This is a genomic window from Paenibacillus rhizovicinus, assembly GCF_010365285.1.
Taxonomy (GTDB): Bacteria; Bacillota; Bacilli; order Paenibacillales; family Paenibacillaceae; genus Paenibacillus_Z; species Paenibacillus_Z rhizovicinus.
In genome coordinates this window covers 951,215-976,444 of the sequence record NZ_CP048286.1, presented here as the reverse complement: position 1 = coordinate 976,444, position 25,230 = coordinate 951,215, and the positions used below count along the sequence as shown (strand labels likewise).

General features: G+C 56.2%; 21 protein-coding genes. 19 read left to right on the top strand and 2 right to left on the bottom strand.

The window, feature by feature from the left end; all coding sequences use genetic code 11:
- The first annotated feature begins 38 nt into the window (after positions 1-38).
- The 19 genes from bshA (at position 39) to GZH47_RS04315 (ending at position 22,518) form a co-directional block, all read left to right on the top strand.
- Complete coding sequence (gene bshA, locus GZH47_RS04405; RefSeq protein WP_162638887.1) at positions 39-1,199, top strand: N-acetyl-alpha-D-glucosaminyl L-malate synthase BshA; 1,161 nt, start codon at positions 39-41, stop codon at positions 1,197-1,199.
- A 29-nt stretch (positions 1,200-1,228) separates the two neighbouring features.
- Entirely contained in the window at positions 1,229-2,650 is a 1,422-nt protein-coding gene (locus GZH47_RS04400) for a CCA tRNA nucleotidyltransferase (protein ID WP_162638886.1), read from the top strand.
- Positions 2,651-2,676: 26 nt separating this feature from the next.
- The gene (locus GZH47_RS04395) at positions 2,677-3,663 is read left to right on the top strand and encodes a biotin--[acetyl-CoA-carboxylase] ligase (protein ID WP_192043581.1); all 987 of its coding nucleotides are present in this window, start codon (positions 2,677-2,679) and stop codon (positions 3,661-3,663) included.
- 387 nt (positions 3,664-4,050) lie between these two features.
- Positions 4,051-4,995, top strand: a complete 945-nt coding sequence (panB, locus tag GZH47_RS04390) for a 3-methyl-2-oxobutanoate hydroxymethyltransferase (RefSeq protein ID WP_162638885.1) — start codon at positions 4,051-4,053, stop codon at positions 4,993-4,995.
- The gene (gene panC / locus GZH47_RS04385; RefSeq protein WP_162638883.1) at positions 4,992-5,924 is read left to right on the top strand and encodes a pantoate--beta-alanine ligase; all 933 of its coding nucleotides are present in this window, start codon (positions 4,992-4,994) and stop codon (positions 5,922-5,924) included. The genes panB and panC overlap by 4 nt, the downstream gene beginning before the upstream one ends.
- On the top strand, positions 5,875-6,258 hold the full coding sequence (panD, locus tag GZH47_RS04380) for an aspartate 1-decarboxylase (protein ID WP_162638881.1): 384 nt from the start codon (positions 5,875-5,877) through the stop codon (positions 6,256-6,258). Before panC ends, panD begins: the two co-directional genes overlap by 50 nt.
- A 199-nt stretch (positions 6,259-6,457) precedes the next feature.
- Complete coding sequence (locus tag GZH47_RS04375; protein ID WP_162638879.1) at positions 6,458-7,231, top strand: tetratricopeptide repeat protein; 774 nt, start codon at positions 6,458-6,460, stop codon at positions 7,229-7,231.
- A 157-nt stretch (positions 7,232-7,388) separates the two neighbouring features.
- On the top strand, positions 7,389-10,292 hold the full coding sequence (gene dinG / locus GZH47_RS04370; protein ID WP_162638878.1) for an ATP-dependent DNA helicase DinG: 2,904 nt from the start codon (positions 7,389-7,391) through the stop codon (positions 10,290-10,292).
- On the top strand, positions 10,289-10,945 hold the full coding sequence (locus GZH47_RS04365) for a redox-sensing transcriptional repressor Rex (RefSeq protein WP_162638876.1): 657 nt from the start codon (positions 10,289-10,291) through the stop codon (positions 10,943-10,945). Before dinG ends, GZH47_RS04365 begins: the two co-directional genes overlap by 4 nt.
- A complete protein-coding gene (locus GZH47_RS04360; RefSeq protein WP_162638874.1) occupies positions 10,926-12,227 on the top strand; it encodes an amidohydrolase in 1,302 nt (433 codons plus the stop codon). Before GZH47_RS04365 ends, GZH47_RS04360 begins: the two co-directional genes overlap by 20 nt.
- Positions 12,227-12,748, top strand: a complete 522-nt coding sequence (locus GZH47_RS04355) for a cell wall elongation regulator TseB-like domain-containing protein (protein WP_162638872.1) — start codon at positions 12,227-12,229, stop codon at positions 12,746-12,748. The genes GZH47_RS04360 and GZH47_RS04355 overlap by 1 nt, the downstream gene beginning before the upstream one ends.
- 151 nt (positions 12,749-12,899) lie before the next feature.
- Positions 12,900-13,436 (top strand): hypothetical protein, encoded by a 537-nt coding sequence (locus GZH47_RS04350; protein ID WP_162638870.1) that lies wholly within the window; start codon positions 12,900-12,902, stop codon positions 13,434-13,436.
- Positions 13,429-14,949, top strand: a complete 1,521-nt coding sequence (locus GZH47_RS04345; RefSeq protein ID WP_162638868.1) for an AAA family ATPase — start codon at positions 13,429-13,431, stop codon at positions 14,947-14,949. The genes GZH47_RS04350 and GZH47_RS04345 overlap by 8 nt, the downstream gene beginning before the upstream one ends.
- A gap of 99 nt (positions 14,950-15,048) precedes the next feature.
- Positions 15,049-15,924, top strand: a complete 876-nt coding sequence (locus GZH47_RS04340) for a 3-hydroxyacyl-CoA dehydrogenase family protein (RefSeq protein WP_225446360.1) — start codon at positions 15,049-15,051, stop codon at positions 15,922-15,924.
- Entirely contained in the window at positions 15,921-17,126 is a 1,206-nt protein-coding gene (locus tag GZH47_RS04335; protein WP_162638866.1) for an acetate/propionate family kinase, read from the top strand. The genes GZH47_RS04340 and GZH47_RS04335 overlap by 4 nt, the downstream gene beginning before the upstream one ends.
- Positions 17,127-17,162: 36 nt before the next feature.
- Entirely contained in the window at positions 17,163-18,458 is a 1,296-nt protein-coding gene (asnS, locus tag GZH47_RS04330) for an asparagine--tRNA ligase (protein WP_162638864.1), read from the top strand.
- Positions 18,459-18,498: 40 nt separating this feature from the next.
- Entirely contained in the window at positions 18,499-19,212 is a 714-nt protein-coding gene (locus GZH47_RS04325) for a DnaD domain-containing protein (RefSeq protein WP_162638862.1), read from the top strand.
- A 1,279-nt stretch (positions 19,213-20,491) separates the two neighbouring features.
- Entirely contained in the window at positions 20,492-21,622 is a 1,131-nt protein-coding gene (rfbG, locus tag GZH47_RS04320) for a CDP-glucose 4,6-dehydratase (RefSeq protein WP_162638860.1), read from the top strand.
- Positions 21,623-22,080: 458 nt separating this feature from the next.
- The gene (locus GZH47_RS04315) at positions 22,081-22,518 is read left to right on the top strand and encodes a Fur family transcriptional regulator (protein ID WP_162638858.1); all 438 of its coding nucleotides are present in this window, start codon (positions 22,081-22,083) and stop codon (positions 22,516-22,518) included.
- Positions 22,519-22,610: 92 nt separating this feature from the next.
- On the opposite strand, the gene GZH47_RS04310 is transcribed toward GZH47_RS04315, so the two are convergent.
- Complete coding sequence (locus GZH47_RS04310) at positions 22,611-23,372, bottom strand: MBL fold metallo-hydrolase (protein ID WP_162638856.1); 762 nt, start codon at positions 23,370-23,372, stop codon at positions 22,611-22,613.
- 373 nt (positions 23,373-23,745) lie between these two features.
- A complete protein-coding gene (locus tag GZH47_RS04305; protein ID WP_162638854.1) occupies positions 23,746-25,143 on the bottom strand; it encodes a hypothetical protein in 1,398 nt (465 codons plus the stop codon).
- Between the last annotated feature and the right edge of the window lie 87 nt (positions 25,144-25,230).

The following is a 25,230-nucleotide window of genomic DNA, read 5'->3' as shown; positions in this document are numbered from 1 at the left end:
CATAGGCATAGGTAGTGAATGAACTGGAGGTGCAACGCATGGCAAGAAGACTGAAAATCGGAATTACATGCTATCCAACGCTGGGCGGCTCCGGAGTTGTAGCAACGGAACTCGGGAAACTGCTCGCGGAGAAAGGGCATGAGATTCATTTTATTACGCACAGCGTTCCTTTCAGGCTGGGGCAATTTCAGAAAAATATTTTTTATCATGAAGTGGAAGTAAACGATTATTACGTGTTCCGTTATCCGCCTTACGATTTATCGCTTGCCAGCAAGATGGCGCAGGTCATCAAAATGCAAAAGCTAGACCTTCTTCATGTGCATTATGCCGTGCCCCATGCGGTATGCGCGTACTTGGCCAAAGAGATGGTCGGCGGCGATCTCCGCACGGTGACGACGCTGCACGGAACCGATATCACGGTGCTGGCACAGGACGAATCGCTGAAAGACCTGATTCGGATGGGGATTAACAAGAGCGACGCCGTTACGGCGGTATCCAAAGACCTCATTCGGGAAACGAGAGAACTGCTCGATATCGAGAAGGATATTGAGCTTACGTATAATTTCGTCGATAAACGCGTTTATTTCCCGCGCGAATGCAGCTCGCTGCGCAGCGATTTTGCAACGAGCGACGAGAAGATCCTGATGCATATTTCAAACTTCAGACCGGTCAAGCGGCTTCAGGACGTTGTCGATATTTTCGCCAAAGTCGCGAAAGAAGTGCCAAGCCGGCTGCTGCTCGTAGGCGAAGGACCGGATCTGCCGAAAGTGCAGGCATGGATTGCCCAGCGGGGACTGCAAGACCGGGTTCATTTCCTTGGCAAGCAGGACGACGTCGCGCAGGTCATATCCATTGCGGACGTCATGCTGCTGCCTTCGGAGAAGGAAAGCTTCGGTCTGGTCGCGCTGGAGGCGATGGCTTGCGGCGTACCGACAATCGGTTCTGTCGCCGGGGGCATTCCGGAATTGGTAACCCACGGAGAGACGGGATTCCTCTCGCCGATCGGCGATACGGAGGACATGGCGTACAATGCCATCAAGCTGCTGCGCAACGAGTCCTTGTATCGCCAAGTGCGCGAAGCGTGCTTGAACCGTGCGCGCCGGCAGTTCTGCAACGATCTCATCACGGCGGAATACGAGCGCATTTACTATAAAACGCTCGGAATCGAAGCCGATATCCCGGAACCGGTTTGTGAATAAACGATAAGCGATAGATAGGAGGGAGGGCCATGTCGATGAGCGAAGCGCTGACGAAGGCGCTCCCTTTGCTTTATGCCCTGGAGCAACGAGGCTATGAAACGGTATTCGTCGGAGGCTGCGTTCGCGATACGCTGCTTGGGAAGCCGCTGAAAGACGTGGACATCGCAACGGCGGCGTCGCCGGAGCAGGTGATTGCGACGTTCCCGCATACCGTGCCGACCGGGCTGCAGCATGGGACCGTTACGGTGGTGCATGAGAAGGAAACGTACGAAATCACCACGTTCCGCACGGAATCGGCCTACGAACAATACCGCCGGCCGACGCAGGTGCAGTTCGTCACGAGCTTGAACGAAGATTTGCTGCGAAGAGATTTCACGATTAACAGCATGGCTATGCGATATGACGAAACGATTATCGATCCGTTCCATGGTCAGGATGATCTTCGCAGCGGGCTGCTGCGGTGCGTGGGCGATGCCGATGCCAGACTGCAGGAGGATGCGCTCCGGATTGTACGGGCGGTACGTTTCGCTGCAGCCTACGAGCTGCGGATCGCGCACATGACGTGGCGAGCGATAATTCGCCATCGCGGTTTGCTGGCTCATATTGCGATGGAGCGGGTAGGCCTGGAGCTGGATAAAATGATTGCCGGCAGCCGGCCTTATCGGGCGGCTTCGCTGCTTGCCTCGAGCGGCATGCTGGCATATACGAAAGACCGTCTTCCGGCAGCCATCCTTGAAGCTGCAGCAGGATATAAGAAGTCGTCGAAACGGGATACAAGTTCGGGTGCAACGGTAAGCCCTGAAGCTCAAAGCGAACGAATGACGCTTGTCGCGCAGTCCATGCGCCGGCTGCACCGGTTAGAGGATAACGAGGATCGATGGGCAGCCGTATGCGCGGCTTTGTCCATGCAAATCGTACAAGCTTCCGAGCTGTTCGCTCTGCTAAGGTATTCGTCTTCGCGCACTGCTCGCCTCGCTGCGATTCTTGGCGTGCATGGTGCAATGGCGCCGCGTCTTCACCAGAACATGAACATTGCCCCCGGCCATCCTGACGGCGAAGGCGAAATTGTTCAGGCGGAGTCGGAGCTGCAGGACCATTGGAGATTGACCGTGCTCAAATACGGCATGTCCGCCGCCGAGAGCTGGCTTGGCATCGTCGTCGCGATTCCCGAATTGGTTTATGGCGCGGCTGCTGCCAATCAACGGCTTGCTTCAATAGAAGACGAATGGAATCGCCTCCGTCAAACCTTGCATTCGATGGCTGTCCGTTCGATTCGGGAGCTTGCTGTCAAAGGCAAAGACCTGCTCAGCTTGACCGGCAAGCCTTCGGGGCCTTGGCTCGGACAACTGCTGCAAAGCTTGGTCGAGGCGGCGGCGCTTGGCAGAGTGCCGAACGAGAAAGGACCGCTTCTGGACGAGGCAGCGGCCGTATTGAATAAGGACGAAAATTAAAGCGATTGGCATTGAGGTGACTAATTATGAATCATCGAATTCTCGAATTGTTGGAACAGCAGGGCAACGATGCTTATTTATCCGGCGAAGTTCTCAGTCAAGAGCTTCAAATTAGCCGGACGGCGATCTGGAAGCAGATCAAGAAGCTTGAATCCGCCGGATATAAGATCGAAGCGTCGCGGAGACTCGGCTACCGTCTGGTCGGACGTCCATCCAGACTAACCGCTCAGAGCCTTGCAGTGAAGCTGCAGGAAAAGCAAGTATCGATGATCAGCGGCATCCGGCTGTTCGACGAGGTCGATTCGACGCAAAATATCGCGCAGCGCCTCGCTGAAGACGGCGCTCCCGAAGGCACGCTCGTTATCGCGGAACAGCAGACGAACGGCCGCGGCCGAATGGGACGCAAATGGGTGTCGCCGTCCGGCAAAGGGATTTGGATGAGCTTCATCCTGCGTCCGGGCATGCCGATTCATTTTGCCCCGCAATTAACGCTGTTGACAGCCGTCGCCCTGTGCCGAGCGCTGCGGGCAGCTGCATCGCCGCTCGATATCGGAATTAAATGGCCGAATGACCTATTGATCGAAGGCAAAAAAATCAGCGGCATTCTATTGGAATCGACGGCAGAGGAAGAACGGCTGCGTTACGTGATCGCGGGAGTGGGCATCAGCGTCAACTTGACGACGGAGGATTATCCGCCGGAATTGCTTGATATCGCGACCTCTCTTCAGATCCAGCTCGGCAAGCCGCTTGACCGAGACGAAATCATCGCCGGTTTCTTCTCGCAGTTCCAGCAGCTTTACGCGATCTATCAGCGGGAAGGGTTCTCGCCCATTCAGACTCTATGGGAGGCGTTGTCCGTCACGCTTCATAAGCCGACGCGGCTGTTCATCGGGGGAGCGGAAACGATCGCGACTCCGATCGGACTGAACGAGCAGGGCGCCCTCCTTGCCAGGAAGGATGACGGAACAATCGTACCGTTATTCTCGGCTGAACAGATATCTCCCGCGGGATAACCGTTCATAGACGGGGAACCGTTTTTTTGATATACTCGCCTTACCAGTCATGCTTTGAGACGGGGTGGTATCGCATTCGCGAACCACACCTTTGTTCAAGGGGCATGCAGAATGCCGCATGACGATCATACGCTTCAATTGCAAGGCAGTGCGATTCTGCTCTGAGCCGTCAGGGACCGAGACAGAAGGAGCCCGCTTTCTGGGAAAGAAACTGCGCTGCGCCGCCAATGGACGGCAGCAGGTCGTTTCACCTTGATCGGAACCTTTTTAGCGGCGGCTAGAAGGTTTTTTTGTGTTGATCACATAGGACGAACGCCGATCGTGAAAGCTTAAACTAGGCATGACGAACTTCGCGGACGCCCATCCAATCGAAGGAGGACGAAACCCATGAAACAACCGCTGACGATTACGAAGCTGAAAAAAATGAAACAAAACGGCGAGCCGATCTCCATGCTCACCGCTTACGATTATCCGGCCGCCAAGCTGGCGGAGGAAGCAGAAATCGACATCATTCTCGTCGGGGATTCGCTAGGTAATGTCGTGCTTGGGTACGATACGACAATTCCCGTTACGTTAGACGATATGGTTTATCATTCCCGAATGGTCGCCCGGGGGGCAACAAACACGTTCATTGTTACGGATATGCCATTCATGACGTATCATTTGGGCAAGGAAACGACGCTTCGGAACGCGGCCAGAATCATGCAGGAAGGTCATGCGCATGCCGTCAAGCTGGAAGGCGGCGCAGAGATAGCAGAGGAAGTAGCGGCGCTTGTGCGGGCCGGTATCCCCGTCATGGGCCATATCGGCTTGACGCCGCAATCGGTGCATCAGCTGGGCGGCTATAGAGTGCAAGGCAAGCTGGAGAAGGAAGCGCAGCGGTTAATCGACGACGCCAAGGCGCTTGAAGCCGCAGGCGCGTTCAGCATCGTGCTGGAGCTCGTAACGGAGCCGCTCGCGGAAGCAATCACCTCGGCGTTGTCGATTCCGACGATCGGAATCGGAGCCGGCCGCGGATGCGACGGTCAAGTGCTCGTGTATCATGATATTTTGCAATACGCTTCCCCTTATCACGAGAAGCGCATGGTCAAAACCTATGCGGATATCGGCACGACGATCCGCAATGCGATCAGCGCTTATGTAAGCGACGTTAAGACGCGCGAGTTTCCGCAACAGGAGCATGCTTTTCCGATGGAACCGGAGCTGCTGCAGCGGCTTTACGGAAGCGGCGGCGAATCGCAGGCTTCCGTTGATAGTACGGTCAAACAGCCCTTGAAGCAGCAACTAAACGCTCCTTCGGCGGATGCCGTGAAAGGAGGCGGCCAATCGTGATTATATGCACGACGATCGTTGAACTGAAAGCCGCCTTGGCGCGGCAGCGAAGTAAATCGCCAAATGGATTCGTCGGTTTGGTGCCGACGATGGGATATTTGCACGAGGGCCATGCCAGCTTAATGCAGCGTGCCGGAAGCGAATGCGAGTTCACAGTCGTGTCCGTCTTCGTCAACCCGCTGCAATTCGGCCCGAACGAGGATTTCGACAAGTATCCGCGCGATCTGGAGCGGGATGCTGCACTGGCCGAGAAGAACGGAGTGGCATTGCTGTTCGTTCCCTCTGTCAAGGAGATGTACCCGACGAAGCCGCTGACGAGAGTATTGATCAGCGAAGTGACTGATTCGCTCTGCGGCGCTTCCAGACCCGGCCATTTCGACGGCGTCGGTACCGTCGTCAGCAAGCTGTTTAACCTCGTACAGCCCGACCGCGCCTATTTCGGCATGAAAGACGCGCAGCAGGTGGCGGTCGTTCAACAAATGGTACACGACCTTAACATGCCGGTCGACATCATTCCTTGTGAAACCGTACGCGAGCCGGACGGATTGGCGATGAGCTCCCGGAACGTATACTTGGAGCCCGGGCAGCGCAAACAAGCACTCATATTATCCCGAACGTTAAATCAAGCCGGAGAGCTGCTGCACAAGCCGGATATGACGGCAGGCAAGCTGCTGGATGCGGCTAAAGCAACGATTCAGTCGGCACCGCTCGCCATCATTGATTATGTGGAATTGCTGCATTACCCTTCCTTGCAGCCGATTGAACCTGATCGTCGGCTTGCGGAATTGAACGACAAGCTTATTCTCGCGCTGGCCGTCAAATTCGGCGGCACGCGTTTGATCGATAACCGATTATTTCAAACGGCCGGAGGTGAACCTCATGTTCAGAACAATGATGAAATCCAAGCTGCACCGAGCTACAGTAACTGAGGCGAATCTGAATTACGTCGGCAGCATTACCATCGACGAAGATCTGATGGAAATGGCGGATATTTGGCCGAACGAGAAAGTCCAGATCGTCAATAACAACAACGGGGCCCGTCTGGAAACCTACGTCATTACAGGCCCGCGCGGCTCCGGCGTTATCTGCTTGAACGGCGCTGCGGCAAGACTCGTGCAGCCCGGCGACAATGTCATCATTATCGCATACGGCATGATGACGGAAGAAGAAGCACGCAGCTACAAGCCGAAAGTCGTCATTTTGGATGCGGCTAACAAGCCCGTCCAATTGATGAACGAAGAACTGCACGCTACGATTTTGTAAACATACGACTTGTTGCAGCATGAAGACATGAAGCGCACTGCCAGCGTTGTGAAACGTATGGGATGGAGTATGAAAAGCGGTGCCCGGGCAAAGAATGAGCACATGGTGAATCGGTTGTCGCCGTTCCGATGGCGGCGTGGCGCGATTCGCAACAATCGCTTCATTCATTACGACTACGGCGTGAAGGTGGGTGCGTACCATGTTCAAGCATGTATTTGCAACGATGCAGGACATTCTCCAGGACATTATTATCCATTATCCGCATGCGAACGACACAGAACGCAAACGTCTGGATGAACAATTAGCCAAGCTGAAGCATTTCAGCGATCAGTTTATCGAGGAATGGCTGCAGTTCGAGGAGAAAATGGCTGATTTCCGTGACCTGCAGCAGCAGCATGGCGGCAAGCCCATGAGTGCAATTCCCGACATGCAGCAACAACAGGCGATGGCAAAGGCAGCAAATTATCCGAAAATCATTTCCGCGGTTCCTAAAGCACCGCCTACGCCTTCGCCTTCAGGTTTACCCATGCAGGAGACGGCAAGCGAACAGAGCAAGGATTGGGAAGCGGCCGAAGATCTGCACCAATTCATGTCGAAGGGCCAAGGTTACTTCAAACTGCTCATGTTCCGCGACGCGGCCAAGCACTTCCAGGACGCCGTTACGTTGTTTCCGGACGATAACCGGGCGCGATTGTTTCTCGGCATGACGTTCATGCATCTGCAGGAATGGCATGAGGCGCAGCGGCATTTTCAGCTCTTGGTGGAAGTGACGGAGCATCCGAAGTGGAGGGCGCTCGGCTTGAACGCGCTGGGCTGCATACAAGCCGTTCGCATGAACCTTGTGCAGGCGGCGCAATATTTCGAGCAAGCGCATGAGGCCGATCCGAATTTTACCGATCCGCTGGCGAACATGAAGTCATGCGAGCAGCATGCGGGTCAATTATCGCTTTATTTCGGAAGCGGCCAACTGTAATCCGGAACGAAAGATTCGATCCAGCAGCCGTTCCGGCTGCGATAAGCTAAAGCTTGCATCGCAGGCAAAGACGGCGCTGCCGTTTCTTTAAGGAAGAACCGCTCTCGCCCGTTAAGGCGCGGCGGTTTCTTCTGAACTTGGGGAGGATAAGTACCGGATGAATTACGCCGTACTGGATTTGGAAACGACCGGCCACAGTGCCGGCGATGATATTATACAGGTTGGTCTCGTGTTGCTGGATGAGGAATTGAAGGTCGTGCGGACGTACAGTTCGTTCGTGAAACCTTCCATCCCGATTCCCGCATTCATAACGGGACTGACCGGCATCGACGAGTCGATGACGGCGGATGCGCCAGAGCTGGAGGAAGTGCTGCTCGAGGTCGTTCCGCTGCTCAGCGATTCCGTGCTCGTCGCCCATAACGTCGGATTCGACGCAGGCTTCCTGAACGCGGCGCTTGATCGCTGCGGCTATGTGCCATTCGACGGACGGCGGCTGGACACGGTCGAATTGCTTCGCATCTTATATCCGACGCTGACGACCTATCAGCTCGGCGCGGTAACGGAGCTGTTCGGAATCGCGCATGATCAGCATCACCGCGCAGACAGCGACGCCATGGCAACGGCCGAGCTGTTCGCGGCATGCTGCAGGAAGCTGGACGGCATGCCGCTTCTTACGCTTCAACGGCTTGCGCAATTGCTTGGTGACGATCTGGATGATCTAGGATGGCTGATGTCGCAATTCGCGATGAAGAAAGAAATGCAGACGTCCATCGATTTGGACGCTTACACGTATTTCCGGCAATTCGCCATGAAAGCCGGCGATTGGACGGAGGAGCAGCATCCGCGTAACGAGGAAGAGCAGGCCGCATCGGTTGCGGACTGGACGTTTCCGTCGTTCCTTGCCCATATTAAAGCGGGCATTGCCGCCATCGTACCGGGGTATGAGGAACGCGATCCGCAAAACATGATGTTCCAGGAAGTCATCGACGCCTTCGACGAAGAGCGTCATCTGCTTATCGAAGCCGGCACGGGCACGGGAAAATCGCTCGGCTATCTCATTCCGGCTCTCTTCTATGGTGTCCAGCATAACAAGAAGATAGTCGTCAGCACGCATACCATCAATCTTCAGGAGCAGCTGCGTTCGCGAGATTTGCCCCTGCTGCTTGCCGTGATGCCATATCCGTTCAAAGCCGCCGTCTTCAAGGGACGCGGCAATTATTTGTGCCTGCGCAAATTCGAAGGCAAAGTGAATATGCGCGATTTCAGCGCGCCGGCCGAAGACCGAATTACGGCGGCGCAAATGGTCGTATGGCTCAGCGAAACGGAGCATGGCGATCAAGAAGAATTGAACTTCGGCAATCGCGGATCGGATTTCTGGAACGTCGTTTCAAGCGATGCCGATTCTTGCCTGAATCGGAGTTGTCCATGGTTTAAGCGATGCTACTACCATCGCGCGAAGCAAGAAGCGAACATTGCAGACGTGGTCATCACGAACCATTCCATGCTGTTTACAGATATTCGGGCGGATCATCGCCTGCTTCCGGGCTACGAGCATCTCGTCTTGGACGAGGCGCATCACCTCGAAGACGTCGCGGGCAAGCATCTCGGCACGCAGTTGTCTTATTATTCCATCCAGCAGCCCGTATTCCGATTGTGCAAGGATGCCAGGAACGGGCAGCTGATCGCGCTGAACAGCCGACTGGCCAACGAAGGCGTGGAGCAGACTCAGAAATGGCGGGAAGAAATCGATGAAGTCGTACCGGTATTCGGCGAGCTGAGGGACGAATGGGACCGGCTGTTCGAGCTCTTGTACGGCTTGATGAACAACGGCAATGCGGGTGCGAGAAATGCGGCTCAGGACGGGACGGGTGGCAGCGAAGCGGGGCAGTTCGTTTTGCGGCTGCGCGGCGGCAAACTGCCGGAGCTGTGGAAGGAAGCGCAATTGATCGAAGAAGCGGTTCACGGCTATCTGAGTCAGATCATCCGTCCGCTGGACAAAGTGTTCGCCGCGATCAAAGAAGAGCTGGACGATCCCGGCATCGCGGCGCTCGTCACGGATTTGAGCGGAACAGTCAAAGATTTAGCCAGGGCTCGCGAAGACTTGCGCCAGTTTATTAAAGCGGATAAGTCGGATACCGTCTATTGGCTTGAAGCGAACAGCAACTCGCGGGCTAAATCCGTGCAGCTGTATGCGGTGCCGGCGGATGTGAGCAGCCAGCTGCGAACGTATTTCTTCGACACGAAACGAAGCGTCATCATGACTTCGGCGACATTATCGGTACAGAAGTCGTTCCAGTACGCCTGCGAACAGCTTGGCTTGACGGGCGAGGAAGAAGCGGGCCGTCTGAAGACCGTGCAGCTCCCTTCGCCATTCAACTATCGGGAACAGGCGCTCGTCATCATCCCTCGTAACTTCCCGGTGCTTAAAGGCGCTGCCGGCGATCCAATGTTCAATGAAATGCTTGTCAACTCGCTTACAGAAGCTGCGATCGAGACGAAAGGCCGCATGCTGGTCCTGTTCACGTCGTACAAAATGTTAAAGCAGGTATACGAGCCGTTGAAGGAAGCATTGGCCCAGCACGACATTCAAGTGCTCGGACAAGGCATCGACAGCAGCAACCGGAGCAAGCTGACAAGACGGTTCCAGCAGCAAGCGGCTTCCGTACTTCTCGGCACGAGCAGCTTCTGGGAAGGCGTCGATATTCCCGGAGATGCGCTGACTTGCCTGGCCATCGTCAGGCTGCCGTTCCAGCCGCCGAATCATCCGCTTGTCGAGGCGAAGTCGGAGCTGCTGCAGGAGCAGAATCAGAATCCGTTCATGAAACTATCCATTCCGCAGGCCGTTATCCGGTTCAAACAAGGCTTCGGCCGTCTGGTTCGGTCGGGGAAAGACCGCGGAATCGTTCTTATCTATGATACTCGCGTAATCGATACCTACTATGGCAAATATTTTCTCTATTCGCTACCGGGACCCAAGATTGAAACGATGCACTTGGATCAGATCGTTCCGCGCATGCGCGAATGGCTGTCTCTGCGCGAAGAAGGAGTGGAATCACCATGAAACCGATGAAAATTTCCGAAGCGGTCGTTCGCAGGCTTCCCGTTTACTTGCAAGTGCTGAACGACTTGCATATGCGGGATGTGCAGACGGTTTCATCGCAAGAACTCGGCAACAGGTTAGACTTGAATCCAGCCCAAATCCGGAAGGATCTCGCTTATTTCGGCGACTTCGGCCGGAAAGGGATCGGCTACGACGTCACGTATCTGATCGAGAAAATCAAGCAGATCTTGAAGCTGGATCAACCGCTTAACGTCGCGCTCGTCGGAGCGGGAAATCTGGGCCGGGCGCTATGCAATTACAATATGTATTTGAAGGACAATATGAAAATAACGGCCGTATTCGACGTTCATCCGTCGATGATCGGCACCTCCATCAACGGCTTGACGGTTCTGCCGATGGAAAAGCTGGCGGAGACGATCCGCGAACTGCGCATTCGGATCGGCATTATTACCGTTCCGGCCGTCGAAGCGCAGAACGTCGCGGACCAGTTCGTGGAAGCAGGCGTGGACGGCATTCTTAATTTCGCGCCGACGATTCTCCGCCTGCAGGATCAAGTGCGCATTCATTATGCGAATTTCACGACCGAGCTGATGAGCTTGGCTTATTACTTGAACGAAGAAGAGGAGAACGACGATGAATCGGATTTGGATTAAAGAGGGGACCTTCGTCACGATGGACGACGCCCGTCCCGTGCTCAAAGGACATATGGTTATCGAGGGAGATACCATTCTCTACTTGGACGAAGCACTGCCGGACCCGGCTCCGGAAGGCGCCGAAATCATTGACGGCCATGGGCTCGTATTCATGCCTGGACTGATCAATACGCACGGTCACGCTGCGATGTCGCTGCTGCGCGGCTATTCCGACGACGAAGCGCTGCAGGTATGGCTCGAGCAGAAAATGTGGCCGATGGAAGGGAAATATACCGACGAAGACGCGCGCTGGGGAACGGCGCTCGCGGTCAGCGAAATGCTTCGATCAGGCACGACGACGTTCGTCGACATGTATGATCGCATGCATATCGTAGCCGAAGTCGTGGAGCAGTCCGGCATTCGCGGCTTATTGACGCGCGGCGTAATCGGCCTGTGTCCGCCTGATGTGCAAACGGCCAAGCTGAACGAAGCAAAGCAATTCGTACAGGATTGGAACGGCCGCGCGAACGGTCGCATCCGGACCATGCTGTCCCCGCATGCCCCTTATACATGTCCGCCCGATTATATCCAGCGAATCGTCGAAGCGGCGCATGAACTGAACGTGCCGCTGCATACGCATATGTCGGAATCGGCGGCGGAAGTGCAGCAGAACGTCAACGATTACGGCTGCCGTCCCGTCGAGCATCTGGACAAGCTTGGCTTCTTCTCCCGTCCGGCGCTGGTCGCGCATGCCGTTCATCTGACGGATGACGAAATCGCGCTGCTTGCCGGGCGCGGCGTCAGCGTATCCCATAACCCGGCCAGCAACTTGAAACTGGCAAGCGGCATTGCGCGCGTGCCGGCGATGCTCGAAGCGGGCGTTACGGTCTCGCTCGGAACGGACAGCGCGGCGAGCAATAATAATTTGGACCTGTTCGATGAAATCCGCTTGGCGGCGCTTATCCATAAGGGCGTCTCCGGAGATCCGACGGCAATTCCGGCTTGGGAAGCGCTCAAGCTCGGTACGGTATACGGGGCTCGCGCGATCTGGCAGGAAGAGCGAATCGGCATGCTGAAGGAAGGCATGAAAGCCGACTTTATCGCCATTGACGCGGAACAGCCGCATTTCTATCCGCGAACGGAAATCGTGTCCCATCTCGTCTATTCCGGTTCCGGACGGGACGTGAAGCATGTGTGGGTCGATGGCGTTCAAGTCGTCAAAGAGGGCGAATGCGTATTCCTGGACGATGCATTGATTCGTGCGGAGGCGCAGCGCTGCTTTGAAAGGCTGCTGTCGAGCTAATGCGCGCCAAACAATTTAAACGGTCTCCGTTCATGACGGTTGGACGATCGATATTTCTTGGCGTAATCGTAATCATCGTGCTGCTGGTTTCGGTGAATGTCTACTACCGTTACGTGCAATCGCCTGTGTGGACGGAGCAGAAAACCGTCGAAGCGGATGCCAAACAGCGGAGCGGCCTGAAGAAAGTGACGGATTCCTATGCCTATACATGGGACGAGCCGGTTTGGGTCGTGGAAGGGAAAGACGAGAGCGACGCCGACACCTACGTTTGGCTGAAGAAGGATTCCTCCATTACGCTGCATGCAAGCGACGGCTTGACGAAGAAAGCGATTGAAGCACAGTTTCTGCAAGAGAAGCCGGATGCGGATATCGCTCATACCCGAATCGGCATTTTCGGCGGCGAGCCGGTATGGGAAATCTTCTATTCGCGCAATCAAGCGGGGAAAGTGTATCACTTCTACGATTTCTATCGTTTCCGCGACGGTTCGCTGATCGTGATGTATAAGCTGCCGTCCCAATGATGAAGGCGAACTGACAGGCAAAGCAAGATCAGCCAGTCTTCCCTGTTATTACAGGCTCCTGGAAGCAACAGTCTATGATATACTTTCGTATAGCGTGATTGATAGACGAAAGTGTACAACCTATTCTGTTGGATGAAGGGAGCTTTTTGCTATGAAAATACGTCCTTTACCGGTCGTGCTGACCGCTGTTATAACGGCCGGACTATTGATCGGCGGATGGTTCACGTACCGCAACGAAGCCGACCTGAAGCCGCTCGACCGCATTGCGACAAGCGCGCCCGGCGTTACGAACGCCAAGCCTGTCATCGGCCGCAGCTCCATTACGCTTAACTTGACCCTTGACCGGGATGCGAATCTCCGGAACATATACGATACGATTGCTACCGAAGGCGACGACATTATCGGTTCGAAAGATTTGAAGCTGAACATCGAGAAATCCGGCTCGTCCGAGAAGCTGGAAGACGCGTGGGCATCGATGCTGTTCGAAGTCGCCCAAGCGATGGATCACCGCAGCTATTCCGATATTCCTTCGGCGATGAAGCAGGCAGAGAGCAAGAATCCCGGCATTCAAGCCGTATCGGAGATGGACGATACGAACGTCTATATTACGTTGAAAGACGACAAGGCGGTTAAATATATCGTGCTTCCGCGCGTATCCAATACGATCGGGGTGTGGCCAAATGCGTAAATACGGGAAAGAGATTCTGATCGGCTTCGTGCCGGTCTTGATTTTATTTCTGCAGTTTGCCGTGAGCGTTAACGTGATTCCGTTCGTGCTGCTGGCTGTTATCGTCGGCGGGCTGATCTATATGGCAAGATCCCGCGGTCACTTGGCGACGGTAGGCGGCGAGCGCAAAGGCAAGCCGCGTCCGCTGCAGCCACTGTCTTTCGAGGAAATCGGCGGTCAGGACAGAGCGAAGCAGGAGCTGATCGAGGCGTTGGACTTTCTCGTCCATGTCGATCAAATCTCGAAATTCGGCATTCGGCCGTTGAAAGGGATTCTGCTTACCGGACCTCCGGGAACGGGGAAAACGCTGCTGGCGAAAGCCGCAGCCAACTATACGGATTCGATTTATCTCGGCGCGTCCGGTTCGGAGTTCGTTGAAATGTACGTCGGCGTCGGCGCAAGCCGGATCCGCGATCTGTTCAAAGAAGGTCGTCAAAAGGCCGCTAAGCAAGGCAAGAGCAGCGTTGTCATCTTCATTGATGAGATTGACGTCATCGGCGGTAAACGCGACGGCGGCCAGCAGCGCGAATACGATCAAACCCTTAACCAGCTGCTGACGGAGCTGGACGGCATTCATACGACGGATTCCCCGCGCATTCTGCTAATCGGCGCGACCAATCGCAAAGAGATGCTCGACGGCGCGCTGCTTCGTCCCGGCCGGTTCGACCGTCACATTGCCGTCGATTTGCCGGATAAGAAAGGCCGCGAGCACATCTTGAATTTGCATGCGCGCAACAAGCCGATTGCCGCAGGGGAAGTCAGCCTGGAGAAAATCGCGGAAGAATCGTTCGGTTTCTCCGGCGCGCAGCTGGAGAGCGTGATGAACGAAGCGGCCATCTACGCGATGCGCGAAGACGGCGACACGATCAGCCAGCGTCACTTATCGATGGCGATCGATAAAGTCATGATGGGCGAGCGGACCGACCGCGAAGCGACGAACGAGGAACGCGAGCGCGTAGCGCTGCATGAACTGGGCCATGCGATCGCCGCGGAGCTCGTTCGTCCAGGCAGCGTATCCCAAGTTGCCTTGCTGCCGCGCGGCGGGGCACTCGGTTACGTCCGGCATAATCCGCAGCAGGATAAATATCTGTATACGAAACAGTTTCTGGACAGCCAGATCATGATCGCGCTGGGCGGCGCCGCAGCGGAAGAAATGTTCTACGGCGAGCGCAGCACGGGCTCGCGAGGCGATTTCGAGCAGGCGATGAACATCGTCCGTTCCATGGTGGAAGCCGGTCTGACGGAGCTCGGCATCATCGATGGTTCCATGATGACGCCGGACAAGTGGGCGGCCGTGAACGCCGACATCCTTAACGGGCTGATGAATCGCACCAAGCTGATGCTCGAAGAGAACCGCAGCGTATTCTTGTCGGCGCTCGACGCGTTGATCCGCGAAGAAACATTGAGCGGAGACCGGTTCCGTACGCTGCTGCATGAACTGACGGCTAGCCAGAGCGAAGCGGTCGCGCAATAGGCGGTTCCAAAGTAGAGGGATAAGAAGGCGGACCGTGTCCGCCTTCTTATTTTTGCGGAAAAACGGTATAATAAAAGATGAAATTTGGAGGTGTGCAAGTTGACGGGAGTACGAAAAGTAGGCGTCGTCGGCGCCGGAACGATGGGACAGAGCATTTGCGAAATGCTTGCTTCCAACGGACTTGATGTCTATCTGGCAGAGCAGAACAATGAACGGCTTGCTCATGCCATTAGCATGATCGAACAAAGTTTAGACAAGCAAATGGAACGGTGGGCGGTGACGGCGGCGGAGAAGAAGCTCGTCTTGAACCGCATCCATCCCAAATCATCCATGAACGAGCTGCAATCCTGCGAGCTTGTCATTGAAACGATAACAGAGGACTTGGACAGCAAGCTGGCGGTTTTCAAGGAACTGGACAACGTCTGCCTGCCTGATGTCATCCTCGCGAGCAATACGTCTACGCTCAGTTTGACGGAACTGGCAAGCGTAACGTCCAATCCGGGCCGGGTGATCGGCATGCATTTCGTCTATCCGGTGAATAAGACGGATTTGGTCGAAATCGTGCGCGGGTTGAAAACAAGCGATGCCGTGTTCGAACGGACGAAGCAATTCGTGGAGTCGACCATACATAAGAAAGGCGTCATGGTGTTCGAATCGCCCGGATTCGTAACGACGCGTCTCATCTGCCTGTTCATCAACGAGGCGCTTCACGTCTTGGAAGAGGGCGTTGCTTCGGCGGACGATATCGACAGCGCGATGCGGACCGGATACGCCTTCCAGCATGGGCCGTTCGAAATGGCGGACCGGTTCGGGCTCGATTCCGTGCTGGCCGCGCTGGAACGCATGTTCCGGGAATACGGGGAACTGAAGTACAGACCTTCGTTCATTCTGAAGAAAATGGTACGCGGCGGCCAGCTGGGCGTGAAGAGCGGTCATGGCTTTTTCGAGTATGACAAGGACGGTGGCCGAATATGATTATACTCGTTATGAACGCAGGCAGCTCTTCGCTGAAATACCAGCTGTACAACATGGAAGAAGAGTCCGTGCTCGCTACCGGCCGCGTGGAACGAATCGGCATGGACGCTTCGATACTCGTGCATGAACCCGCAGGGAAGCAGGAAGTGAACGAGGTCAGCGAAATATTGGATCATGTCACGGCGGTCCGCAAGCTGATCGAAATTTTGACGCATAAAGAATACGGCGTGCTGGCATCGATCAAGGAAATCAACGCGGTCGGCCATCGGGTCGTTCACGGAGGCGAAAGCTTCAAGCAATCGACCTTGGTTACCGACGACGTGAAGAAGGAAATCCGCCGGCTGTTCGACTTGGCGCCGCTTCATAATCCGCCGGCGATGATGGGCATTGCGGCTGTCGAATACAATCTGCCCGAAGTGCCGCAGGTCGTCGTGTTCGATACGGCGTTCCATCAATCGATGCCGCAGGAGTCCTTCCTGTATCCCATTCCTATGGTGTTGTATCGCCGCCACAAAATCAGACGGTACGGCTTTCACGGCACGTCGCACGACTATGTGAGCAAGCAGGCGGCGATTACGCTCGGCAAGCCGCTGGAATCGCTCAAATTGGTGACCTGCCATATCGGCAACGGCGCGAGCTGCGCGGCGATCATGAACGGAAAGTCGTTCGATACCAGCATGGGATTGACGCCGCTCGAAGGCTTGATGATGGGTACGCGCAGCGGGGACTTGGATCCGGCGATCGTGCCGTTCACGATGAACAAGGAAGAGCTGACCCTGAACGAGGTCAACTCCATGCTGAACAAGCACAGCGGGCTGCAGGCGATCAGCGGCATCGGCAGCGACATGCGCGAAATCGTCGAGGCGATGGACGCGGGCGACAAGCAGGCGAAGCTGGCGTTCGACATGTATACGTACCGGCTGCGCAAGTACATCGGCGCCTATGCGGCAGGCATGAACGGGCTGGATGCGATCGTATTCACGGCTGGCGTCGGCGAGAATTCCGTCGCGGTACGGAAGGCCGTATGCGAGAATCTCACTTTCTTCGGCATCGAGCTGGATGAAGCGCGCAACGAGGTACGCTCCAAGGAAGCACGGTTTATCTCGACCGACGATTCCCGCGTCAAGGCGCTGGTCGTGCCGACGAACGAAGAGCTGCTTATTGCCCGCGACACGTATCAATTGGTGCAAGAAGAGCGATAACGATAAGGAGCAAGAAAAGGAAGGCGAGGATGAACGATGAGAACATTAACGACGATTAGTCAACTGAAAGCGAACGTCGGACAATCGGTGTGGATCGGCTGCTGGCTGAACGGCAAACGCTCCAGCGGTAAAATTCAATTCCTGCAGCTGCGCGACGGTACGGGTTACGTGCAAGGCGTAGTTGTAAAGAGCGAAGTCGCGGAAACGATCTGGGACGCCGCCAAGGAACTGACGCAGGAGAGCTCGCTCTACGTGAAGGGCATCGTGCGCGATGAGCCGCGCAGCCAATCCGGCTACGAGCTTACCGTCGAAGAGATCGAGATTATTCAAATCACGCAGGAGTATCCGATCACGCCGAAGGAGCATGGCGTCGATTACTTGATGGACCGCCGCCATCTGTGGCTTCGTTCGCCGAAGCAGCGGGCCATCCTAGTCGTGCGGGCGGAAATCATCCGTTCGATCCAGCAATTCTTCGACGAGCGCGACTTCACGCTGGTGGATCCGCCGATTCTGACGCCGTCCTCCTGCGAAGGGACGACGAACCTGTTCCATACGAAATATTTTGACGAGGACGCGTATTTGACCCAAAGCGGCCAGCTGTACATGGAAGCCGCGGCGATGGCGCTCGGCAAGGTGTATTCGTTCGGACCGACGTTCCGCGCGGAGAAGTCGAAGACGCGCCGCCATTTAATCGAGTTCTGGATGATTGAGCCGGAAATGGCGTTCGTCGATCATGAAGAGAATCTGCGCGTGCAGGAGCAGTTCGTTTCCTTCGTCGTGCAGAACGTGCTCGCGAACTGCCGCAAAGAGCTGGAAACGATCGGACGCGACATCAGCAAGCTGGAGGCGATTCAAGCGCCGTTCCCGCGCATCACGTACGACGAGGCAATCGCATTCTTGCAGGAGCAGGGACAAGAAATCCAATGGGGCGAAGATTTCGGAGCGCCGCATGAAACGGCCATTGCCGAGAAATACGACCGTCCGGTATTCATTACGCATTACCCGGCGTCGTTCAAAGCCTTCTATATGAAGCCGGATCCGAACCGTCCGGAAGTCGTGCTGTGCGCCGATATGATCGCGCCGGAGGGCTACGGGGAAATCATCGGCGGCTCGCAGCGGATCGACGATCCGGAGCTGCTCGCGGAACGTTTCTCGGAGCATGAGCTGTCGACGGAAGCGTACCAATGGTACCTCGATCTTCGCAAGTACGGTACCGTGCCGCATTCCGGCTTCGGACTCGGCTTGGAGCGGACGGTCGCTTGGATCTGCGGACTTGACCATGTGCGGGAGACGATTCCGTTCCCTCGCATGCTGTATCGCTTATACCCATAAACCGTGGGAGATGGATGGATTGGGCAAGGGGGATGGACCGGTGAAAAATGAAATGTGGAAAGCGTACGCGCGGGGGATGGCGGCTGCGATGAACGGCGGCAGCGTTGCCGTCCCGGCCGGTCTGCTGCGGGCTTACCGCGGCATCGGTTTATCGGATACGGAAATGATGCTGATGCTGCAGCTGATGCAGTTCCGGCAAGTCGAGGGGATCGATTTTCCGACGCCGGAGCAGCTGGCGGACCGGCTCGGCATTCTGCCGAAGGCGGCGCACGGCTTGCTCGGCCGCTTGATGAAGGAAGGACTGCTCGCCATCGACGGCGAAGTAGACGCCGTCAGCGGCATCGGCATCGAGCGCTACAATTGGACGGGCTTCATCATTCGCAGCGCCGAATGGCTGGCGGAAGAAGCCAAGCGTACGTTGGAGCAGGAGCGCGAAGCGCAGGGCGGGCCATCCGTGACGGCTGCCGCTTCGGCGGACGATACGGATTGGGTACGGCCGGCGGATCTGTTCACGGCGTTCGAGCAGGAGTTCGGACGCCCGCTCTCGCCGATGGAATGCGAGACGATCAGCGCCTGGGTCGATCAGGACCGCTATCCCGACGAATTGATCCGCTTCGCGCTCAAAGAAGCGGTGTTTGCCGGAAAGCTGCATTTCCGGTATATCGACCGCATCTTAATCGAATGGAGCCGCAATCGGGTAACGAATACCGACGAGGCCAAAGCGCATACGCAAAAGTTCAGGAGCCGGGGGTGAGAACCCCCGGTTTTTTTGTTGTTTTGGAGATGGGGGGAGGCGAGGGCGAGGAGAGAAGCAAGGAGGAGAGAAAGGGTAAGAACAAGGGCTAGAAAGAGCGGATTGTAAGGTCTAGGGCAACAAGTCAAGGAAGAACGCGGACTGAGAGTGTGTCCGCGTCAGCGGACGAAAACGAACCTTCCCTTTAGGGGGGATCGGCTGTTGGGGGCTCCTGCCGCTAGCGAATCGTACATGCTTTAAACCAACCAATTAGAAAGCTAAAGCAATCTAAAGGATCCAATACGTCTTATTGAGGCGAAAATGACTTGCAAAATCGATAAAATGAGCAAATAGCTCGGCTGGGATTCGTTAGGATTTAAAAATCGAAATTTGGGGGCAAATAGAATCAACTGGATTCGTTAGCGTAGGAAACATACGATTCAAAGCGGCTAGCGTTCAACTAATTGCAGGCACCAAGTAAAGGAAGAACGTAAACTGAAAGTGTGTCCGTGGCAGCGGACGAAAACGAGCCTTCCACCAAAGAAGCTTCGAAGACGGCCCCGCAGCAGGCACGCTAATTCCGGGTCCAGGGACGGAGTCCCTGGGGTCCCCCTTAGGCAAGGGGGATTTAAGTTGTTACTCCCGCCGCTAACGAATCGTACACGTCTTAAACCAACCAATTAGGCAGCTGAAGCAATCTAAAGGATCCAATACGTCTTATTGAGGCGAAAATGACTTGCAAAATCGATAAAATGAGCAAATAGCTCGGCTGGGATTCGTTAGGATTTAAAAATCGAAATTTGGGGGCAAATAGAATCAACTGGATTCGTTAGCGCCGGAACTCATGATTCAAAGCGGCTAGCGCTCAACTAATTGCAGGCACCAAGTAAAGGAAGAACGTAAACTGAAAGTGTGTCCGTGGCAGCGGACGAAAACGAGCCTTCCACCAAAGAAGCTTCGAAGACGGCCCCGCAGCAGGCACGCTAATTCCGGGTCCAGGGACGGAGTCCCTGGGGTCCCCCTTAGGCAAGGGGGATTTAGGGGGTTGTGAAACGCTTTTTGGAGTTGGAGGTTGTGAAAGGCTTTTTGGAGTTGGAGGCTGTGAAACGCTTTAGGGGGTTGGGTGTTGTGAAACGCTTTAGGGGGTTGGGGTTGTGAAAAGTTTAAAGAAAGGCTGCCCGAACGCCCAGTTCGGAGTGGGACAAAAACGCCTGGGAGGGCCCCTGCATACGTTGTAGACAAAGAGCGGTTCAGCTCTGACAGCTTCGCATGCGAAGCGGAGAGGATGATGATGACCGCAATGACGGAAGGCACGTTCTGGGCAGGGAAACGGGTGTTGATTACAGGGCATACCGGCTTTATGGGCAGCTGGCTGACGGTATGGCTCGAACGGCTGGGCGCCGTGGTGACTGGCTACAGCGGGGGACTGGCGGCGGGCGCTTCGATGTATAGGCTGTGCGGGCTCGAGGCCCATGTGCCTTGGATTCGCGGCGATATCCGCGACACTTCTCGTTTGATGACGGCATTGCAGCAGGCAAAGCCGGAAATCGTATTTCATTTGGCGGGCGCGTCGGCGCCTGCATCGATAGATGAGCCGCCGTCACTGGCGGAGCTGTTTGATGTGGAGGTCGTCGGCACCGCCGCGCTGCTGGATGCGGTACGGCTTGTCAGCGGCGACGTGCCGATCTGCGCGGTCGTCGTCATGACTTCGGACGATTGCTATGCGTCCCGGCCTTGGACGGCCGGCCTGCGCGAAAGCGATCCGCTTGGCGGCGATACGCCCGCCGCCGCGAGCAAAGCGTGCGCGGAGCTGGCTGTCGCCGCGTTCCGGCGCGCGTTCTTTGCCGGCGGCGCCGGCATGCCCGCGGTCGCGACGGTCCGCGCGGGCCATTTGATCGGCGGCGGCGATTTTGCGGCCGGCCGCCTTGTGCCTGACTGCGTGCGCGCCGTGTCGCAGGGGCGCGCCCCGCAGCTGCCAGCCGCCGGGCCGGGCGAGGCCAGGCCGTGGCTGCACGTGCTCGAAGCGCTCGCTGGCTGCCTCGCGCTCGCGCAGCGATTGTTCCCGCCCGGCGGCGACAGCTTCGCCGAGGCGTGGAACGTGGGTCCGCGCGCTGGCGATGCGCGGACGCCGGCGTGGCTGGCCGAGGCGCTGTGCGCTGGCCTCGGCAGCCATTGGGCCGCGCCCGCGCCGGCGGACGGCGGAGCCGCCGGCGCGGGCGCGGGAGAGCGGGGGCGCCAGCCGTTCGCGGCGCCCGTGCTCGATGCCGGCAAGGCCGCGGAGCGCCTTGCCTGGCATGCGCGGCTGGATGCGCGCCAGGCTGTCGCGCTGACCGCCGAGTGGTACGCGGCGTGGATGAAAGGGCTGCCCTTGCGCGAAGCGACCGTCGCGCAAATCGCGCGGTATGAGCGCTTGCTGGCCGGCGAGGACTAACTGCCGGCCCTGCCGGTCCCGGCCTTGGCAACAAGGCCCGGCAAGGGCCGACAAAGGCCGACAAGGGCTTGCCAATTGCACTCGATGGCTCGACAGAAGGCCGATATCTGACTGGCTCCAAAGCCGCTGCTGCAATCAATGCGAGCGTGGCCAGTACACGAAGCCCCGGCAAAATCTAATACTTAACGTACGCGGACGCTTCTCAATCAGAGGAGCGTATTTGTATCGAGATAGAAGAAAAGTTTAGCTCTTACTTATACATCGCTGCGATTTCTTCCAAGCTATTTACCCAAAAAAAGAGGCATAATCGACGAATTATGCTAAACTAGAATCTCAAGGTCTGTGCATGCAGGCTTTGATGGACCACGGCTGGAAGATTTTGGGGCCGCATACGGCAATGTACGAATGAGCTGGCGAGTTCGCCGCTGAACGATAAGGAAACAGGAAGGACGAGGGAGATGGCTGATTCACACCACCATGATTCCGTAAAGCAAATGATCGGGGTCATGTCGGCAAACGGGTGGCGGATTACGGAGCAGCGCCGGGAGATGGCGGAAATCTTCGCGCGTTCGGAAGGGTATATGTCCCCGAAGGACGTGTATGATCAAATGACGGTTGCGTACCCCGGCGTCAGCTTTGACACGGTATACCGGAATTTGCGGCTGTTGAGCGAGATGGGCGCGCTTGAACAATTTTATTTCATGGACGGCGGCTTGAAGTTTCGTGCCAGCTGCCTCGACCATCACCACCACCATCTGATTTGCATCAATTGCGAGAAGACGCTGACGTTTGAATACTGCCCGATGGAGCAGAAGCTGGACTTGCCCGGCAACTTCAAAATCATGAACCACCGGTTTGAAGTGTTCGGCGTCTGCGAGGCTTGCCAGAAGGAGTAGCTTACCGCGCAAGCAACAGTAAAAACACAAAACAGCGTCACACCCGCTTCTCTTGCAGAGGCTGGCGTGACGCTGTTTTGATTTGAAATGGACTAGTTCTCGGTACCTTGTTCGAGCAGCTCAAGGATTCGCGACCGCACATCGCCCTTGAAATAGCCGCCGTGATAACAGATGACACCTGCAATATCCAGCTGGATCAGCGGTTTCAATGAACGTAGCGCCTGCGCGTTATCGATATTGATGCTCGCGTCCGCCAGCTGCAGCTTGTCCTCATGGACGACGAGCGCGTCGCCGGCGATGAGCGTTTTGCTTGCTGCGTGATAAAGACTCACATGACCAGGCGTATGACCCGGCGTATCAAGGACGGTGAGGCCATCGATCGGCAAGTCGTTATGGCCGCCGCCGATGAGGCGATCGACTTGGCCTTTTGGCGGGTTCAACAAGGCATGCCGGAAAGCGCGGCGCATTTCGTCCGGCACGTCTTTCGGGAGCGCGGCAACCGCTTTGTCGACGGCTTCCGGCGTTACTTTGAGCAGCAGCTTGTCGCCTTGGATATACGGCTGTTCGATTTCCGAGGCCCATACGACCGGGCTAGGTTTAATTCGTTCCAGCAATGCGGGCAGGCAGCCGATGTGGTCGATATCCTGATGCGTCAGCATCAGATCGGTCAACGTATCGAGCGGAATGCCCGCTTCGTCCATCGCTGCTTGAATAAGGGGGAGCTGACCGGGGAAGCCCGTATCGACGAGCACGACGCGGTCGCCGTCCCACAGCAGCGTCGGATGAATGACGGTCGTTTTGCCCATGACGTTGGCGCTGAGTGCCAGCATGGCGATGCCGTTGTGAATGATCATGATATCCCTCCGCTATAAAAGTCTCGCAACCATCATAGTCGAAGTGAATGTGGGTAGTCAAATGGTTAATTTATTATTATAACACAAAAATAAATATTTGTCAATAGTCGTTTCTTGGGTTTTGCCTCCATGCTTTTCAATCTCTCGAAGTTCTCCACTTTCCAAGCCCTCCAGGTTTTTTAAGCTCCCCGAACTCTCCAAGCTCCCCGAATATTCCAGGCTCTCCAAGCCCTCCAATCTGCTCAATCTCATTCAACTCTCACAACAACCTGCAAGTTATCCCGATATCCCCAGCGATAAGGGACGAAACAGAAATCGAGCTGCTTCGTCCCCATTTACCTTTATGTCTTTGCTGCGTTCCATCACCCAACGCTTACACAAGAAACATAGCGAAAATCGTCGTAGCCGCAAGGCCGATCAGCACGGGCTTTAAGTTTCGGCGGGCGAGCTCGAAAGGGCTGACGCCGCAGATCGCGGCAGCGGGGATGAGCGCCCACGGAATTAAAGTGCCGCCGCCGACCCAGATTGCGGCCACTTGCCCCAGCGCGGTAAGCGTCGCGGCGCCGGAACCGATTGCGGAAGCGAACAATTGCGCGATAGAGCCTGCGAGCGAGATGCCGGAGAATCCTGAACCGTCGAGTCCGGTAATAGCCCCGGTTACAGTCAGCGTTACCGATGCGACCGCTTGATTGAGGGGCACATGGTTGGCGAGCGCAACGCCGAGATCGTTGACGATGCCCTGCGAACCTTCCGGCAGCACATTGCCGAAGAGCGTCGTAAACGCGGAATCGCCCAAGTAGAAGAAAGCGGCGATCGGGATGACCGGACCGAACACTCTGAACCCGAATTGGAATCCCTCGATCAAATATTCGGTCGTCTGCTCAAGCCCTTTATTGCGGTGGGCGAGCATCGTGACGAGCAGGAGGATGAAGATCGCCGTTCCGCCGACAAGCGCCGTAGCGTCGCCGCCCTGCAAATCGAGCATGAACATGCCGACGACATCGACGATAAACAGCAGCGGGATGAGCACGGCGAGCGTCTGCTTCCAGCGCAGCGGAAGGGCGATGCGCTCTTCATCCGTGGATGCAACGGGGCTGTGGCCAGCGACGAGGCCGTCGCGCCATTTGCCTTTTTTCATATCGCTGCGCATCATCCAGAAGGCGGTAACGGTCGTGACGACGCCCATAACGATGACGAGCGGCACGCTCGCTTCCATGACGCTGGCTACCGGCAGACCGGCAGCGTCGGCCGTCAGCTTTGGCGCACCTTGGATAATATAGTCGCCCGAGAGCGCAATTCCATGCCCGAACAGGTTCATCGCCATGGCTGCGCCGAGCGCAGGCAAACCGACCCGGACGGCTACAGGCAGCAGCACGGCTCCGATAAGCGCAACGCCCGGAGACGGCCAGAAGAACCATGAGGTCACCATCATGATCAGGCCGATACCCCAGAAAGCAAGGGCCGGCGTGCGCATGAAGCGAGTCAGCGGCGCGACCATCATTTCGTTGATGCCCGTTCGAATGAGTATCCGGCTCATGGCTACGATGATGGAGATGATGAAGATGGTGCCGATTAATTCTTGGGTTGCATAGATAAAGCTGTTGAAAATTCCGCTGACCGAACCGCTTAAGCTGTCGGTGGCGATTAACCCGAGGGCGAAAATCCCGACGACGCAGACAAGCGTTGTATCCCGCCGTTTGATGAGTACGCCGAGGATGAGCACGATAAAAGCGAGGTATACCCAATGAAGCGGAACCAAATGTAATTCCACTTGAATCCTCCCTTTCGGAAAAACAGTCTTGGTGGCTCTACATCGTATGCGGCAATGCCCATGGGCGTTCGTCACGGTCGCTGCGTC

Bases quoted from the DNA above. Each gene is read 5' to 3' on its own strand.
- bshA (WP_162638887.1), top strand. From the start codon at position 39: ATGGCAAGAAGACTGAAAATCGGAATTACATGCTATCCAACGCTGGGC.
- GZH47_RS04400 (WP_162638886.1), top strand. From the start codon at position 1,229: ATGTCGATGAGCGAAGCGCTGACGAAGGCGCTCCCTTTGCTTTATGCC.
- GZH47_RS04395 (WP_192043581.1), top strand. From the start codon at position 2,677: ATGAATCATCGAATTCTCGAATTGTTGGAACAGCAGGGCAACGATGCT.
- panB (WP_162638885.1), top strand. From the start codon at position 4,051: ATGAAACAACCGCTGACGATTACGAAGCTGAAAAAAATGAAACAAAAC.
- panD (WP_162638881.1), top strand. From the start codon at position 5,875: ATGTTCAGAACAATGATGAAATCCAAGCTGCACCGAGCTACAGTAACT.
- GZH47_RS04375 (WP_162638879.1), top strand. From the start codon at position 6,458: ATGTTCAAGCATGTATTTGCAACGATGCAGGACATTCTCCAGGACATT.
- dinG (WP_162638878.1), top strand. From the start codon at position 7,389: ATGAATTACGCCGTACTGGATTTGGAAACGACCGGCCACAGTGCCGGC.
- GZH47_RS04365 (WP_162638876.1), top strand. From the start codon at position 10,289: ATGAAACCGATGAAAATTTCCGAAGCGGTCGTTCGCAGGCTTCCCGTT.
- GZH47_RS04360 (WP_162638874.1), top strand. From the start codon at position 10,926: ATGAATCGGATTTGGATTAAAGAGGGGACCTTCGTCACGATGGACGAC.
- GZH47_RS04355 (WP_162638872.1), top strand. From the start codon at position 12,227: ATGCGCGCCAAACAATTTAAACGGTCTCCGTTCATGACGGTTGGACGA.
- GZH47_RS04350 (WP_162638870.1), top strand. From the start codon at position 12,900: ATGAAAATACGTCCTTTACCGGTCGTGCTGACCGCTGTTATAACGGCC.
- GZH47_RS04345 (WP_162638868.1), top strand. From the start codon at position 13,429: ATGCGTAAATACGGGAAAGAGATTCTGATCGGCTTCGTGCCGGTCTTG.
- GZH47_RS04335 (WP_162638866.1), top strand. From the start codon at position 15,921: ATGATTATACTCGTTATGAACGCAGGCAGCTCTTCGCTGAAATACCAG.
- asnS (WP_162638864.1), top strand. From the start codon at position 17,163: ATGAGAACATTAACGACGATTAGTCAACTGAAAGCGAACGTCGGACAA.
- rfbG (WP_162638860.1), top strand. From the start codon at position 20,492: ATGACGGAAGGCACGTTCTGGGCAGGGAAACGGGTGTTGATTACAGGG.
- GZH47_RS04315 (WP_162638858.1), top strand. From the start codon at position 22,081: ATGGCTGATTCACACCACCATGATTCCGTAAAGCAAATGATCGGGGTC.
- GZH47_RS04310 (WP_162638856.1), bottom strand. From the start codon at position 23,372: ATGATCATTCACAACGGCATCGCCATGCTGGCACTCAGCGCCAACGTC.